Source organism: Bernardetia sp. ABR2-2B (genome assembly GCF_037126435.1).
In the GTDB taxonomy this organism is placed as follows: Bacteria; Bacteroidota; Bacteroidia; order Cytophagales; family Bernardetiaceae; genus Bernardetia.
Window position 1 is genome coordinate 5056279 of sequence record NZ_CP147020.1, and the last position, 16109, is coordinate 5072387.

Sequence of the window (16109 nt, forward strand, 5' to 3'; positions counted from 1 at the left end):
TATTTATCTTTAGCAGCACTATTGAAGAAAACTGTATCTCTCTTAAAATCATTTTGTGATGATACATCTTTGTCAATAATTGTTGTTTAACAACACTATGAAAAAAAAATATTTTAACCTTCTTGTTTTAACTTTTTTTTCTTTACTCATTTTTTCTTGTGTAGATAGAGGTAATCAAGAGCCTGTTCGTCTTTTAGAATTGTATGTAGTGGACACATTAGGTTTGCCTGTACCTAATGCAAAAATTGATTTTTATTTGAAAGAAGAAGATTTAAGACAAGATAAAAACCAGATACTAGAACCTTTTTACTCAGATGAAGAAGGGCGAATACAGGTAGCTTTAGATTTTGAAATATTTGATTACTTTGCAAATATTGAAAAAGGAGATTTAAATAACTGGTACACCACAACTATTATCAAAGTGCCTGAAACAACTCAAAAAAATATAAGTACCGTTACAATTCAAAACTCTATACAAGCACAAATAACAGGAAGAGACAAAAAACGTTGGCAACAAACGGCTAATATCATTAACGGGAATCCCTCTGGTCTTAATTGTACAAATCAACTCTATCATGACTTTACTCGCCGTTCAGATGTAAATATTTATCAAGTAGAAATAGATGGAATAATAGATAAGTTTCAAAGTGATGCTTGTTCAACTCCTGAAAAACCTGCAGGATTTAACATATGGAAATATGATAGAGAGAATAATACAATGACTTTGGGTGTAGATACTTTTGAAGAAGTATATAAATTTGAAAACTTTACAGGAAGTGAGTTTTCTATTGTCCTGACAACTCTCAATGGAGCTTTTATTATAGAAAGAAAATTCAAATTGGTTCAATAATGACCTCAAATTTTAGCTATTAAGGCAAACACACAAACACTAATTATTTAGTTTTACTTATTCAGAAAAAATAATTGCAATGTCAAAAGAAATAAAAATAAAAGTACGTGGTTATCATTTAGATGGCTACCAACACGTTAATAATGCTCGTTATTTAGAGTTTTTTGAGGAAGCTAGATGGGCATTTTTTGAAGAAAGTGATGCTCTCAAAATGCTTCAAAAGAAAAATATTATGTTTGTTGTAGTGAATGTAAACATTAATTATCGTTATCCTGCTTCTGTCGGACAAACTATTGTCATTGAAAGTAAATTGGAAAAATTAGCTGAAGTAGGAAGCAAAACAAGTACGTTTAAGCAAACTATTTATTTAGAAAATACTGATACTGTAGTTTGTGATGCTATCATTACTTTTGTTCTTTTTGATGGAAAGACACAACGAGCGATTTCGACAACAGAAGAAATAAGAGACATGTTTGTAGGAGAATTGAGTAATTAATCAGTTAGTCTCTTTCAATAAGAATAAGAATAAGAAAAGACCATTTTTCATTTTTGAAGAATGGTCTTTTTTTTAATTTTCAGCCAAATATTTATGTACAAAACTAATTGCCATTGCGCCCTCTCCCACAGCAGAAGCCACACGGTTCATAGCCGTTGCACGTACATCACCTGCTGCAAAAACTCCTTTTACAGAGGTTTCTAAAGTAAAAGGTTCTCGTTTGTGTTTCCAAATTTTCTTTATCTCATCATAGCTCAATAGATTTCTACCTGTTTCTACAAAGCCTTTTTTATCCTTGATTACGTCCGAATTTATCCATTCGGTATGAGGCTTCGTTCCAATAAAAATAAACATAGCGTCAGCTTCTACTTCTTTTGTGGATTTGTCTTTAGTATTTTGTAACACTACGTCCTGTAAGTGTCCATCGCCTTTTGCTTCTATTATTTCTGTAAATGGAAGAACTTCAATGTTTTTTGTTCCGTCTATTTGGTCAATCAAATACTGCGACATAGAAGAAGACAAATCCTCTCTTCTGACTACAATATTTACTTTTTTGGCATAACGAGAAAGGTACATTGCGCCCTGTCCTGCCGAATTTCCACCACCAACGACAAAAACAGTTTTTTCAGAACAAGAAAGAGCTTCCGTAGTCGCTGCACCATAATAAATCCCTGCGCCTGTAAAATTATCCATTCCCTTACTATCTAGTTTTCGATACGAAACACCAGAGGTAATAACAATGCTTTTTGTAACAATCTCCTTGTCATCTGCAAGTTTGAGAATCTTATAATTATCTTTTAAAGAAATTCCTGTTACCTCTTGTGGAACTAGAAATTCTACACCAAAACGCTGTGCCTGTGTAGTAGCTCGTTTGGCAAGTTCAGAACCACTCAAGCCAGTAGGAAATCCTAAATAGTTTTCTATTCTTGAACTTGTTCCTGCCTGTCCACCAGGGGCGTGTTTTTCTATTAAAAGCGTTTTTAATCCTTCTGAACCACCATAAACGGCAGCAGCCAACCCAGCAGGTCCTCCTCCAATAATTACGACATCATAAATATCTTCTGATGCTTTAGATGAAAGTCCTAATTTTTCAGCTAACTCTGTTTTGCTTGGTTTTTTGAGTAGTTCTCCTTCTTCAAAAACCACAACAGGTAAATCATTTTCGCTAAATTTATGAAGTTCTGAAAGTTCTTTAGCTTTTTGGTTTTGTTGAAAATCTAACCATTGATACGGAAAAAGATTACTTGCTAAAAAGTCTTTGAGTTCGTGAGATTGTGGTGAAAATTGATAGCCAATTACTCTAAGTCCATCAAAATCGGGTTGATAAGATATTTTCCAACTCTCCAATAATTCATATAAAACAGGATATAATTTTTCTTGAGGGGGATTCCAAGGTTTGTGCAGATAATAATCTAACTGAACATCATTAATCGCTTTTATAGCTGCATCAATATCTGAATAGGCTGTTAATAAAACACGCTTTGCATTGGGATAAAATGGTTTTGCCTTTTCTAAAAACTCTACACCCAGCATATCAGGCATTCGTTGATCGACTAAAAAAAGTGCGATTTCTTCGTTTTGTTTTTTAAATTCTTCTAAACTCTCCAATGCTTCATTTGCCGAAGTAGTGCTAATAATTTTGTATTCTTTGCGAAACTCACTACGCAAATCCCTTTCGATAGCTCGTGCTACTTGTGGGTCGTCGTCTATGGAAAAAATGATAGGCTTTTTCATGATATAATTACGAATTATCAATTAAAATTTACGAATGTGATTTGCCAAAAATAAAAAATACTCTTTGCCTTTAATTAGAAACTTAGGAATAATGCTTTATAATTGCAACTATTTGATGTGTACTAATTTAGTCATTTTTTTCAGAATTTAATACAAACATTTTTTTCTTCTGTGAAAAATCTTAATGCCTCATATCCTCCCTCTCGTCCTACACCTGATTGTTTTGCACCACCGAAAGGAGTTCTCAAATCACGCAATAACCACGTATTTATCCAAACAATTCCTGTTTCTAACTGACTTGCTACTCGGTGCGCTCGTGATAAATTTTGTGTCCAAACTGATGCAGAAAGTCCATAAGGTGTAGAATTAGCAAACTCTAAAGCCTCATTTTCATCTTCAAAAGGCATTAGTGTAGTTACTGCTCCAAATATTTCTTCTTGGTTTGTTCGGCAGTACGCTGGAAGCCCTTCAATTACAGTTGGTTCTATAAAAAAACCGTTTTCACATCTTTTTGGAAGGTTTTCTGAAGTTACTTTATTTCCTCCTGTCAAAACAATTCCTCCTTCTTGCTTGGCAAGTTCTATGTAAGACAAAACTTTTTCTTGATGTGCTTTCGAAACTGTTGCACCTTGTTGTGTCGTTTCTTCTAATGGGTCTCCTAGTTGCAGTTGATTTACTTTTTCTACAAATTTTGCTTTGAATTTCTCATAGATTTTACTTTCTATCAAAATTCTAGAACCACAAAGGCAAATTTGTCCTTGATTTGTAAAAGCTGCTTTTACGGCTGTTTGAACTGCTTCTTCCACGTCTGCATCAGCAAAAATTATAGTTGCATTTTTTCCTCCTAACTCTAAAGAGAGTTTTTTGAACATTGGTGCAGCTACCGAGGCTATGGTTTTTCCTGTCTGTGTTCCTCCTGTGAAAGAAATTGCCTTCGTGTCTTGATGAGCTACAATGGCTGCTCCTACTTTTTGTCCATGACCGTGTAAAATATTAAGAACACCAGCAGGAAAATCTATCGCTTCACAAGCCTTTGAGAGTAAATATGCTGTATAAGGAGTAAGTTCAGAAGGTTTGGCAACTACACAATTACCACTGGCAAGAGCAGGGGCAATCTTCCAAGTAAATAAATACAAAGGCAGATTCCAAGGCGAAATACAACCTACAATTCCTAATGGTTGGCGTAATGTATAATTTAAAACGCTTGTAGAAGTATGATAAGCTTCATCGTTGTCATGTAAAATAGCCGTTGCGAAAAATGATAAATTTTTGATAGCACGAGGAATATCTATCGAACGAGAAAGCGAAATTGGTTTTCCGTTGTCTTCTGTTTCTGCTTGTGCAAATTTTTCTATATTTTCTTCTATATAATTAGCTAATTTTAAGAGCCATTTTGAGCGAAATTCAGCACCTTTTGAAGACCATTCTGGAAAAGCAGCTTTTGCAGCTTCCACGGCTAAATTTACATCGTTTTCATCAGAATCAGCAATCAATGAAAAAACTTTTCCTGTTGCTGGATTAACATTTTCGATATATTTATCTAAAAAAGGATTTATAAAATCTCCTCCTATATAGTTGGTTATTTTTTTCATGGTTTATATAATGCTTTTTTGAAGTTGTTTAAGAATATAAGAATACAGACTTTTCCTTAGAATTGGGTTTATAAACTCAATTCTAAGGAAAAATAATCTAGCCTTTGTTGGTGTTTTAGCGAAGCTACACCAATAAATAGACATATAAAACCTATTCTTAAACAACTTCTTTATTAAAAAAAACTCTGCCTTAAGTATCAAAACTTAAAACAGAGTTTGCTTATTACTTATTCAACTCTTCCAAATACTCCATTGCTCTTCTAAGATGTGGAACTACAATTGTTCCTCCTACAAGATTTGCAATTGCCATTGCTTCAATTATTTGTTCGTCAGAAATACCTGCTTCTTTTGCTTTTCCTAAATGGTATTTGACACAATCATCACAACGCAAAACCATCGAACAAGTAAGTCCGATAAGTTCTTTTGTCTTGATGTCCAATGTTCCTTCAGCAAAGGCATTTGTATCTAAATTAAAGATACGTTTCAAAACTTTATTATCAGCAGCCATAATTTTTTCGTTCATTTTGCTGCGATAGGCATTGAATTCTTCTACTTGATTCATCTTTTTTATAGTGGTTGTTTTAGTGAAAAATATTAGAGAATTAACTAACTCTCATTGTTATTAATGTATGTATTTTCCTGTTCTTATTTTGCTTTCTTTCGTGGTCTTCTTGTTCTGTTTCTTCTCTTACGAATTTTTTCTGTGCCAACATCTTTTTTGTTTTCTTTTAGTCTTACATTTCTTTCAAACTCTTCAGCATCAATAATATGATTATCTTGAAGCGTTGTATCTGATGTTTCGCCTTCTGAAAGCCACTCAGAAGGTTTTAAAGATGGAGGAAATTCTTTTTTTGCATTGAGTTTCAAAATTAGATTTACTTCTTCGATAGATAATGCGTGCCATACGTTTTCTGAACTATAACTAAACCACATCAACTTCTTAAAAATATCCGTTTTTTGTAATTGTGCTTCACCTTCTTGTGTACGCAAATACTTCACTTCTGGAATATCTTTAAGAGCGTCTAAATAAGTGTCTAGTTCATAATTCAAGCAACATTTTAACTTTCCACATTGCCCTGAAAGTTTGGATGTATTTAGAGAAAGGTTTTGATAACGTGCAGCTGTTGTGCTTACAGGTTTGAAATCAGTAAGCCACGTCGAACAGCAAAGCTCACGCCCACAAACTCCAATTCCACCCACACGACTGGCTTCTTGACGGAGGCTAATTTGTCGCATTTCGATACGAATTCTGAATTCTGCTGCTAACATTCGGATAAGTTCACGAAAATCAACTCTTGAATCTGCCGAATAATAAAAGGTGGCTTTTGTGCAATCTGCTTGATATTCAACATCAGAAAGTTTCATTCCCAAACTCTGTTGGTTGATAATTTCTCGTGTTCGATACATTGTTGGAAGCTCTCTATTTCTAGCTTCAATGAGTTTGTCTAGGTCTGCTTGTGTAGCCTTTCTTTCAATTTTACAAATGCTTTCATCATCCATTTTGATGCGTTTTTTTCGCATTTGAAGGCGTACTAGCTCACCTTGTAAGGACACATGACCCACATGAAAGCCTCGTTCAACTTCCAATGTTACGGCATCGCCTGTAATTAAATGAAGATTATTTATATTTCTACAAAAGGCTTTTCTGCCTCCTTTAAATTTTACTTCTATAATCTCAAACGGCTTTGTATCAGGGAGTTCCATTTGAGAAAGCCAATCAAAAGAATTTAGACGATTACAACCCGAAGTGCCACAATTTCCATTGCTCTTACAGCCTTTTGGTTCTTCATTTTGTTCATCTAATTCTGTATCTGTTTGTTGTGCATTAGTTGCACATGAATTACAACTCATTTTTATATATATTTTGACGCAAAGAATTAAAATAATTACGAATTACGACCTGCTAAGAAACAATTACGAATTAAAGATTACGAATTACGAATTAAATTTCTGACCACTAGTTAATCATATAATTTATTTAATTTCTATTCCTAAAGCAGCGAAGCTAATTAAAAATTACATAAAATAATTTGCTTCTAATTCGGAATATCAATTTGCGTGGAAATTCTTAGGAAAGTTTTGCATACAACTATATCAAGCGTTGATACTTGAAACAGTTATGTATCAAAATTACAAATTTTTCCCTAATAATTCCTTAAAAATAATATTCTACTGGATTTGTATTCGTTTCACAGGCTATGATTTTTATATCAGAAAACTTTTCTTGAAGAAAATCAACTAATAAATCTTTTGTAAAGACTTCACTTTCATAGTGTCCAATATCACAAATCACAATTTTGTCTTCTGCATCAAAAAACTCGTGGTATTTATAATCTCCTGTAATAAAAAAATCAGCTTTTTGTTTGAGAGCTTCTTTTAAAAGAAAACTTCCTGCACCACCACAGATAGCAATTTTCTTTATTTTTCTATCTTTGAAACTCTTTAAACTAGTATGTTTTATCAAAGGTAAACTCATTTTTGATTTAAGACTGGCTAAAAAGGCTTGTACTGATATTTCTTCTGCAAGTTCGCCTATCATTCCAGCACCTACATTTTGAATTTCATTATTTCCTTTATGAACAATATTGGGCTTGGGGGATAAGATTTGCGTATTTATAAGCCCTATCTTTTCGGCTATTTTTGCATTTACTCCATCTTGAATATTATCCAAATTGGTATGAATAGCATAAATTCCGATACCTTCTTGAATAGCTTTAATAATCGTTCTTTCAATATAATTTTTTCCTGTAAGACTTTTCAAGCCTCTAAAAATAATAGGGTGATGTGCCACAATTAGATTGCAGTTTTTTGCCTTTGCTTCTTCGATGACTGATTCAATTGTATCTAAAGAAACCAAAATACCTGTGATTTCAGTAGTTGGATTTCCTACTAAAAGTCCAGAATTATCATAGGATTCTTGAAAGTTTAGAGGAGCGATAGATTCTAAATAAGAAGTAATTTGAGAAAAAGTATAAGTCATTTTTTGATGTATTTGTTTCGTTTGTAGTATAGAATAAGTACCATGCAACACAAATTGCTTTATATTTACTTTCAGTTCTAGAGAACTAAATGAACAAAATATGCAACATAAAATACTATAAAACTTATGTTACACGGCAATAGGCTTAGAGTATTAATAGTTATGTTATAAAATTACCATTTATTTTATCGTAATTATTGATGTCGCTGTGCTAAGATACCAATAATGATATACTCAAACTTAATTAGGTTTAGAATTTTGTAAAAATAGTGTTATTTTTATTTTATGAAATCATTTTTAAGTCAGATACCCATATAGAACTGGAAAAACTTCAACACAGCACTTCAAACAATAAGAAACAGTACATAAAAGTTACTTTAAATAAACGTCAAAATGAATATCAAAATTCTAATCATTTTTCTATTTACTTGTTTTTCTTTTTGTTTTGCGAAAGCCCAAATAGATTCTACAAAAACAAGTTTGTATCTACAATGTGCAAATGAAATTTTCATTAATTATCCAAAAGATATAGATACTACAAAAATTACTTTTGAAGTAAAGGGAGGAGGAATAATAATAAATTCAGTTTCTAAAATTATTCTTATTCCTCATTCTGCCAAATCTACTTTACAAGTTTTGTATAATGGAAAAGAGCTTTTTAGTAGAAAATACAATATAAAAATAGTTCCTAAACCAGAAATCAAGTGTATTTTTACAAAGGATAAATTTCCTAGAAGGTTGCGAGTGGATGTAATTCCAGATAAAAATTTTCTTGAAAATTGTCCTTTAGACGCTCGTTATTCAATTGACTTTACAGCAATTTTAGTAAAAAATAATGAAGTAGTTATGAATGATTTATTTACAGAAAAAAAACAACAACTTACTCAACAAGAGTGGTTTGCAATAAGAGAATTATTTAAGCAAGACCCAACTGCGAACTGGAGAATAATCATTGATAGATTTACTCCAAAACAAATGAATTTTACAGGAAGTATTTATCGCATGTGCTATCCTGCAGTTTATACTTATGATTATACTCTAAAATCTTTTGAAAGATAAATTCTAAAACCCTTCAAAGAGCTTATTCACAGTTTTATTCTTTATCTTTAAAAATAACGATTTTCTCACTTAACTAACTACTTATGAAAGCTATTAATTTGTATTCTGTGTTCTTTCTATTGCTGCTTATTTTTTCAAGTGGCTTATTATTTTCTTGTGGAGGAACTGAGCAAAAAGAAGCTACTGAAAGTAATGAAACTGATTCTGTAGCAGTAGAAGCCGAACAAGTTGTTGAAACAACTAATCCATCAGAAGAATACCAAACTTTTGTGTCTGCTTTAGACACAACACAGATGAGTTCTTCCAAACAAGCTGCTGAAAAATTTCAAGAGTTGTACGCAAGTGCTACTCCAAAACAAGCTGATGAAGGTTTTCTGATTTTTGATAAACTATATAATTCTCTTGCCTATAATTTAGATGAACAGCATTATAAAAAGAGTTCTGAAAGTGGTGAATATGACAAATACGACCAAATTGCAGGAATATATAATGGTTATAATGATGGAAAAGATGCATCATCTGAAATGATGTCTTACCATAACGAACTTGCCAATCACGGTTTCGGGATCGGAATGGTAGAAGGTTCTACTTATATTCTTCAAAACAGAGATTTTTTGAAAGGTTATTTTTATGATAAAGTTTCTGAACCAATGAAAGAGTATTTGATTCAGAAAAATAAAGAAGCAAAAGAAATTTTTGCAAGTGATGGAGGTTTGATTATTTCTCCGACTCGTTTGGCAGAACGTGTTATTTGGGCAGAGAATTTTATAAAAGAAAATCCTGATTTTTATCCTAAATTAATGAAAGAACTGAAATGGTCTAAAAAATCGTATCTAACCTATCTTTTGGAAGGAATGGACAATACGCCACTTTTTGATTATCAAACAAAAGAAATTACACAAGATTTTGCAGAAGCCTATCAGACAGTTACGAGCAGTTATTCAGATACAGAAACGGCTGCTATCATAAAACCTTATTATGAAGCTATCAAAAATAATAACACAGACAAACAAAAGGAGTTGATAGAAAAATATCAAGACGAGGATAAAATTTATAAAAATGAGTATTAATTTTGAAATTGTTGCTAATAACTGGTTTATGTGTCGACACTTGAACCAGTTATTACTAAGAAAACGTGAACTCGGGATTATACCTGCTGATTGTCAAATAGTTAGCCTGTTCTTTTTAATCTTCGGTGCTGCCCTTTCGGGCTGACCTTGATTAAAAGTAGGTCAGTCTCGTTAGAGCAGACCGAAAGTAGCTTTCCTAGTAGATAGAGAGATATTTCAGACTATTTTTAATACCGAGTTGTTAAGAAAGGCTTTTCTTAAATGCTTCAAAAAGCTCTAAAAGTCGAATATCTCCACTTGTAGAAGCTAATGGTTCGGCTGCTACATCTCTTGAAAATGTTGGGCGATATAGATAACCTCCTGTAACACTATCCTTCCTCTCATAAAAATAAATACTAGGAATATTATTCGTATAAGTGTTTTTATCAAAAAATAAAGGCGAAAGATTGAGAATTTCGCTTTCTAAATTGGTTTGTTTGGTAATACAAACGGAATGACTATCCGTATAAAAATTGAGAGGTTCTTTTTTGATTTGTCCAGATTGATTAGTATCAGCATAAAGATGATTCAAGGAATGAACAAAATTAGCTTCGCTATTTTTGAGTTTGATAACACGAATACTTCGGATAGAAATAAGTTCGTAAGTAGTCAGAAAAGCTAATTGTTCTAAAATAACAGTCAAATTATTTTCAGCTTCCAAACATTGGTTTTCTATCGTTTCATTATTCCATGTGGTAGCTTGTGTACGCCAGTTTTGATACAAACTTTCTAACGAATAATAGGCTGTTTTGAATTTTTCTTCCTCCAATTCTTTTTTCCATTCTTTAAGCTCTGAAATATAAGGTGTTCTGTTATTTTGTGAAAATAATTCCAAAATTTCTTCTATCAAAGGCAAATAGATGGAAGGCGTAGGATTATTTATTTCCTTAAAAAGAGAACTGAAAGTAGTAGAAATTGACGTTTGATTTTTGAATTTCTCGTCCCAAAGTTCTGCCAAAAGAAGGTAAGCGACATAACGCATGGTAGCAAAATAAGTACGCAAAATTTGATTAATTCTACCTAAATTTCTTTCCTGTTCGGCAGGAGAAGGAGCAAAAAGACGTTTGAGTTCTTCAGCAATAAATAAAGGAAAATATCGAACAACTTGATTGGCTCTTTGTGTCAATTGAAGGTTTTCAGTATAATTTGTATCTCCTTCATCATCTTCAAAATAAGAACTCAGTTCATCATCAGCAAATGGGTTTTCGATTTCTAACTCATTTTCTTCTACAACCGTTCCGATTTGTAAATTTCTATACTTAGCAACAGCATAAAAAACAGGCAAAATAATATTTCGGTTAAGCTGTGTAGAAGGGACAACTGTATTCGAATTATTTTTAGCAAAAATAAGTTCTTGAACTAAATTTGTATTGGCTTGGCGAGGCTGAGGAAATCCCTTTGAAGTCAAGTTTTTTTCTAATTGAAGATAAATATCACGAAGCGCAAGTTCTGTTTTGCGAATATTAATTCCATTTTCTAAGATATTTATAAATTCATTTGTAAAAGCTGAGTATTCTTCTGCTGGAGGATATTTTGAAGGTGTGTTTTTCTTAGAAGAAGCCAAAACATAAAAGTTTGTCTTTCGAAACTGCTCAAAGGCTTTTTCACTAAAACAAGCATCTAAAACCAAAACAACTAACAACCTCTCCTTCTGAATCACTCTATTAATAGCATCAATCGAAACACCTGTAAAAAAAATATCTTCAACTTTACTTTCACTCGTACTCAAATAAAGATTAAAATCATCATCCAAAATTCCGTGTCCAGAATAATAAATAACTAAACTTTTTTGTGCGTTTTGAGCAGCTGTTTTGATTACTCGCAGTATTTCTTGAGGTTGAGCTGCATTATGAAGTGTCGTGATGTTCTCCTTGTTTATTCCAACAGTAGGCGAGGCAAATACTCTTTCAAGTTTGTCGACGTTTGTTTTGGCAGCAGCAAGGTCATGCAACGACTCATCAGCAGTATAACTACTGATACCTATCAATACGGCTTGTGTCTTTGCTGCGTCTATTAACCTCATGAAATAAAGTAAGAATTTAGAATTAAATAAAATGAGAAATTAGAATTAAAATAGAATTCACTCTCTATGCTTCCCTTTGTACTGTTTAATAAAAAAATTATTTCAAAAGAGAGGAAAGGTCTCTAATAAGCTCTGCCGATTGGTCATCAAGTTGTTTGGCATTTACTTTTAGTTTTGTTCCGTCTGGTTTTTCTAGTTCCACGGTTATTTCTTCTCCCCTTTTGGTTTGTCCTTTTTGAGTAAACCAAGTTTGAAGAGCTTTTACTAGTTGAACTACGGCAGGTGCGCCCAAAACAACAGCCAAAGTAGCTTCCATTGCTCCTCCTGCTTCGTCTTCTTTTAATGCTGCACGTTCTTGATTTATTTTTTGATAATCTAAATCTTCGTCATTTTCTAACCAGTTTTTTAGATTTTTGGCTTCTTTACTACTTTCTTCGTCTGCCAAAACGTGGATTTTTAATGTATTCATGTGCTAGACTGTTCTTGATAAAAAATGAATAAAGTATCTTATAAATCTAATTCTATTGTAGAAAAAGGATTTAAAACGCAATATATGAAAAAAACAAGTGCAATAATAAGCTATTTTGATAAAAGAGAGGTATAAAAAAATCAAAACACTATAAATTATTAAAAACAACAAAAACAATAATAAAATAGTTGATAATCTTGAACTAATATGAGCAACCATTTTTTCTGAAATACGTTACCTTGCTCAATTGTCTGAATCAAGTAAGAAAAGTATTACTACATCATTCTTACTAATCTTCTATTAGATAAAAATTTAGAAACAGAATTAACCTTTGTGCTTTTTCACTTAATAAAATACCCTTATGTCTCAACGCTTAGAAACAGGTCAGTTAGCCCCTTTATTTTCTCTTAATGATGTCTATGATAGAGAAATTAATCTGTCTGACTACAAAAATAAAGGCAAAAAAATATTAGTTTCTTTTCTTAGAAATGTAACTTGTCCCTTTTGTAATTTTAGACTTCATCAACTTACCACTAAAAATGATGAGTGGAAAGACCGATTGGAAATGATTTTCTTTTTAGAAGCAAAGAAAAGCGTAATTCTGCGAAGTTCATTTCATCAAGGAATTTCCCCAATTCCAATTATTTCAGATTTTGAAAGAGAAACTTATGAGCGATATGGCACAGAAGTTTCTACTGAAAAGTTCAATATTACAATGAATTCGAAAGAGCAAATGGCTGTCTGCACAGAGTTAGTAGAAAAAGGCTTTCAGATAGATTCTGGAGAACTTATACTTCATACTGTACCTGCTGATTTCCTTTTAGATGAGAATTTGAACATTATAAAATCACATTATGGAGAAGATGTGCAAGATTATTTACCTTTTCACGAAATAGAAGCAGCTTTATAAAAACTAAATTATTTTCACTCAATAAAATACCCTTATGTCTCAACGCTTAGAAACAGGTCAGTTAGCCCCTTTATTTTCTCTGACTGATATTTATGATAGAGAAATTGATTTATCAGCTTATAAAAATAAAGGCAAAAAAATATTAATTTCTTTTTTTAGAAATGTAGCTTGTCCATTTTGTAATTTTAGAATCCATCAACTTACAGCCAAAAATGACCAATGGAAAGATGATTTGGAAATGATTTTCTTTTTAGAGGCAAAAAAAGAAGTTGTCTTGCGTAGTTCTTTTCATCAAGGCGTTTCTCCCATTCCAATTATTGCAGATTTTGGTAGAGCAACGTATCGAAAATATGGTACAGAAGTTTCTGCTGAAAAGTTTAATGCTACTATTAATTCGAAAGAACAAATGGCTGTTCATTCCAAATTAGTAGAAAAAGGATATGAGATAAACTCTGGAGAGACCATGATTCATTCAATTCCAGCTGATTTTCTATTAGATGAGAATCTAAATATTATAAAGGCATATTATGGAAAGGATATTCCAGACCATTTACCATTTAATGAAATAGAAGAAGTTGTGTTTGGAAAGAAATAACTTTTAAAAATCCAAAAGCTAAATCAAATATTTAACTTTTGGATTTTTTTGCTTCCTCCTCCTCTGCTTTTCTGTCAGCATTAAGCTGCATGATGAGATGTGTAAAAGTAGCCCCCAGACCAAGTAAAATAAGAATAATTGTGAAAAGTGGAAAGCTAAATTCTAATTTTTTATCTAACCAGTTTCCTCCAAATCCTCCCAAAAGTACAGAGCCTATCATCTCCATTCCAATACTAGAATATTTAATGTATTTATTAGAGCCTTTTTTCAGAGCTTCTTCTCTTTTCTTAGAAGCAACATTTATTTTGTCGATATAAGAATTTTTAAAAGTAGGAGTTAGCTCTACTTTGGTCAAGGGAAGGTCAGTATTCTGTACAGTATCAAAATCTTTATTTTGTAACTGCTCATTATCAAAACGAAGTTCTTCAAATGAATCTTTTTCTACCAGTTGCTCTAGCTCTTCTTTGACATTTTGCTCAAAGTTAGATTCTATTTTATTGAGTTTTTCCTCAAGCTCTTTATAGAGTTTATCCTCCAAATTATCTTGATGTTGCGAGTTCTCGTTCTTTTGGTTTGCCATTTAATACGGATTTAGGAGTACCATTCAAAGCAGAGTTAGATAAAGAAGTTGTTGCTTTCGGTGCTTCTCCTACTTTACACTGTCCGTTTATTTTAGCACCTGGTTCGGTTATCATACGTAAAGCAGAAACATCACCATTAATTACAGCATTTGCTTTCAAGATAAGTAGTTCAGCTATAAAAATATTTCCAGTAACTTCTCCTTCTATTTCTGCATTGCTAGAGGCAAGATTTCCCTTTAAGTTAGAGCCACTACCCAAGGCAACTTTAGATTTTGAAGTAATATTTCCATTTATTTCTCCATCAATTCTAATATTTCCTTGTGTGATTAAATCACCTATAATTTTAGTGCCTTTACCTATAATATTATTTGCTTCTACTTCTGATGAGCTTACTGTTTGTTTTTTTGATTGGAACATAGCCATAGTTATTTTTTTGTTATCTCAATAAACTTTTTTATTAAAAATAGATTCTACTATTTCGTAATAATCGGTTTTATATAAATTTTATAATCTCATTTTGATAGGATAGTGTCATTATTATTACAAATGTAATTAAACCTAATTATTTTTCTGCAATAAGGATAGTAAATTCTGCTTATAATGTATGATAGAAAGAAGTTTTGCTAATAGCATAGCCTATTTTTTATCTAAAGTAGAATTATTAAAAAGCAATTTCAAACTTTTCTTTTAAAAATACAAATAATTTTTCTATAGAAAAGAATATATTTGAAATTTTGCTTTGGAGAGACCAAAAACTAAAAAAGCCTTTTGCAGAAAACGCAAAAGACTTTATAAAATTGTATTATTGAAATATTTAATATGCTATTTGAAATGTTTTCTTTCCGACTTTTTAGTTAATAATTCTTGGTTTTAGTTTTGTTCCTATCCTCAAACCAACTGAAACATCCATAGAAACCAGTTTGTACTGCTTCTCTAAGTCTAAAAAACCAATATCAAAGTTATTCCAACTACCAAAAGGTTCTGGACGTTTATCGATGGGTTTGTTTGAAATAAATCTCACTCCTGCGCCAAAATAAAAATTGCTCGTCCATGTTTTGGCAAATTTTCCTTTCCAACCCCTCACGTATTGTACTCCTACTGAACGCCTTCTGGTTCTATAATCTGAATCGTAACTAGCTCCTCCGACCGTCCAGCTCTGTGAAGCTTGGTCAAAAAAGTATTCATCATAAACTACTTGTTGTTCTTTATAATTCATATTTCGAAACATAAACTTTATGCCATGGTAAGATGCTTTTTGAGGATTGTTTTTATCATAAAAACGTATTTCAGGTTTCAAGACATAACTCACATAGTTAGAATGTGGTAAGGCAATTTCGTTACCAAGGCTTCTTTCTTTTCTCAAGTTTAAGATATACCCCACATCTGTATAAACAGATATTTTATCTTTGAGGAAATATTCTGTCCCAAAATAAATTGTAGCGAAAGGCTCTAAAAGTGCAATAGGAGAGAGATAGAAATCCATATCTCCTTTTTTATAATCTGGATAAATAAATTCTTTTTTGATTTTCCTTTTAACAATCATTGTATCGTATTCATAATTATCTTCCACATCATCAACTTGAGCTAATACAGAAGTTTTAACAAATAAGAAAGAAATTACTAAAACACAGAATAAAAAATAAGGATTTTTTTTGTAAATAATGAGTTCCATAATATACATTTGCGCTAAAATTTTAAAGTTATAACTAAT

At 31.9% G+C, this 16109-nt stretch carries 16 protein-coding genes; 6 read left to right on the forward strand and 10 right to left on the reverse strand.

The window, feature by feature from the left end:
- Positions 1 to 97: 97 nt before the first annotated feature.
- Both WAF17_RS21295 and WAF17_RS21300 read left to right on the forward strand, forming a co-directional pair.
- Positions 98 to 850 carry a hypothetical protein gene (locus WAF17_RS21295; protein ID WP_338764226.1) on the forward strand — a complete coding sequence of 251 codons (753 nt, stop codon included), beginning with the start codon at positions 98 to 100 and terminating at the stop codon, positions 848 to 850.
- Positions 851 to 929: 79 nt separating this feature from the next.
- Positions 930 to 1346 (forward strand): thioesterase family protein, encoded by a 417-nt coding sequence (locus WAF17_RS21300; RefSeq protein WP_338764229.1) that lies wholly within the window; start codon positions 930 to 932, stop codon positions 1344 to 1346.
- Positions 1347 to 1418: 72 nt separating this feature from the next.
- Here WAF17_RS21300 and WAF17_RS21305 read toward each other — a convergent pair whose 3' ends face one another.
- The 5 genes from WAF17_RS21305 to WAF17_RS21325 form a co-directional block, all read right to left on the reverse strand.
- Positions 1419 to 3080 (reverse strand): FAD-dependent oxidoreductase, encoded by a 1662-nt coding sequence (locus tag WAF17_RS21305; RefSeq protein WP_338764232.1) that lies wholly within the window; start codon positions 3078 to 3080, stop codon positions 1419 to 1421.
- A gap of 140 nt (positions 3081 to 3220) precedes the next feature.
- Positions 3221 to 4672, reverse strand: coding sequence for an aldehyde dehydrogenase (locus WAF17_RS21310; RefSeq protein ID WP_338764234.1), 1452 nt, complete (start codon positions 4670 to 4672; stop codon positions 3221 to 3223).
- 223 nt (positions 4673 to 4895) lie between these two features.
- Positions 4896 to 5234 (reverse strand): carboxymuconolactone decarboxylase family protein, encoded by a 339-nt coding sequence (locus tag WAF17_RS21315; protein WP_338764237.1) that lies wholly within the window; start codon positions 5232 to 5234, stop codon positions 4896 to 4898.
- Between the two features lie 83 nt (positions 5235 to 5317).
- A complete protein-coding gene (ricT, locus tag WAF17_RS21320; protein WP_338764240.1) occupies positions 5318 to 6523 on the reverse strand; it encodes a regulatory iron-sulfur-containing complex subunit RicT in 1206 nt (401 codons plus the stop codon).
- Positions 6524 to 6827: 304 nt separating this feature from the next.
- Positions 6828 to 7652, reverse strand: a complete 825-nt coding sequence (locus WAF17_RS21325; protein ID WP_338764243.1) for a Nif3-like dinuclear metal center hexameric protein — start codon at positions 7650 to 7652, stop codon at positions 6828 to 6830.
- 393 nt (positions 7653 to 8045) lie between these two features.
- Here WAF17_RS21325 and WAF17_RS21330 point away from each other — a divergent pair, with 393 nt between their 5' ends.
- Positions 8046 to 8711 (forward strand): hypothetical protein, encoded by a 666-nt coding sequence (locus WAF17_RS21330; RefSeq protein ID WP_338764245.1) that lies wholly within the window; start codon positions 8046 to 8048, stop codon positions 8709 to 8711.
- A gap of 83 nt (positions 8712 to 8794) precedes the next feature.
- Complete coding sequence (locus WAF17_RS21335; RefSeq protein WP_338764248.1) at positions 8795 to 9781, forward strand: hypothetical protein; 987 nt, start codon at positions 8795 to 8797, stop codon at positions 9779 to 9781.
- Positions 9782 to 10022: 241 nt separating this feature from the next.
- Here WAF17_RS21335 and WAF17_RS21340 read toward each other — a convergent pair whose 3' ends face one another.
- Positions 10023 to 11843, reverse strand: coding sequence for a caspase family protein (locus tag WAF17_RS21340; RefSeq protein ID WP_338764251.1), 1821 nt, complete (start codon positions 11841 to 11843; stop codon positions 10023 to 10025).
- A gap of 97 nt (positions 11844 to 11940) precedes the next feature.
- On the reverse strand, positions 11941 to 12312 hold the full coding sequence (locus WAF17_RS21345; protein ID WP_338764253.1) for a hypothetical protein: 372 nt from the start codon (positions 12310 to 12312) through the stop codon (positions 11941 to 11943).
- A gap of 361 nt (positions 12313 to 12673) precedes the next feature.
- On the opposite strand from WAF17_RS21345, the gene WAF17_RS21350 reads away from it, so the two are divergent.
- Together WAF17_RS21350 and WAF17_RS21355 are read left to right on the forward strand one after the other, a co-directional pair.
- Complete coding sequence (locus WAF17_RS21350) at positions 12674 to 13222, forward strand: redoxin domain-containing protein (protein ID WP_338764255.1); 549 nt, start codon at positions 12674 to 12676, stop codon at positions 13220 to 13222.
- Between the two features lie 34 nt (positions 13223 to 13256).
- On the forward strand, positions 13257 to 13817 hold the full coding sequence (locus WAF17_RS21355; RefSeq protein WP_338764258.1) for a redoxin domain-containing protein: 561 nt from the start codon (positions 13257 to 13259) through the stop codon (positions 13815 to 13817).
- 31 nt (positions 13818 to 13848) lie between these two features.
- Here WAF17_RS21355 and WAF17_RS21360 read toward each other — a convergent pair whose 3' ends face one another.
- The 3 genes from WAF17_RS21360 to WAF17_RS21370 form a co-directional block, all read right to left on the reverse strand.
- Positions 13849 to 14397, reverse strand: coding sequence for an AtpZ/AtpI family protein (locus WAF17_RS21360; RefSeq protein WP_338764261.1), 549 nt, complete (start codon positions 14395 to 14397; stop codon positions 13849 to 13851).
- Entirely contained in the window at positions 14357 to 14815 is a 459-nt protein-coding gene (locus tag WAF17_RS21365) for a polymer-forming cytoskeletal protein (protein WP_338764263.1), read from the reverse strand. Before WAF17_RS21365 ends, WAF17_RS21360 begins: the two co-directional genes overlap by 41 nt.
- Before the next feature lie 433 nt (positions 14816 to 15248).
- Positions 15249 to 16070, reverse strand: coding sequence for a hypothetical protein (locus tag WAF17_RS21370; protein ID WP_338764265.1), 822 nt, complete (start codon positions 16068 to 16070; stop codon positions 15249 to 15251).
- Between the last annotated feature and the right edge of the window lie 39 nt (positions 16071 to 16109).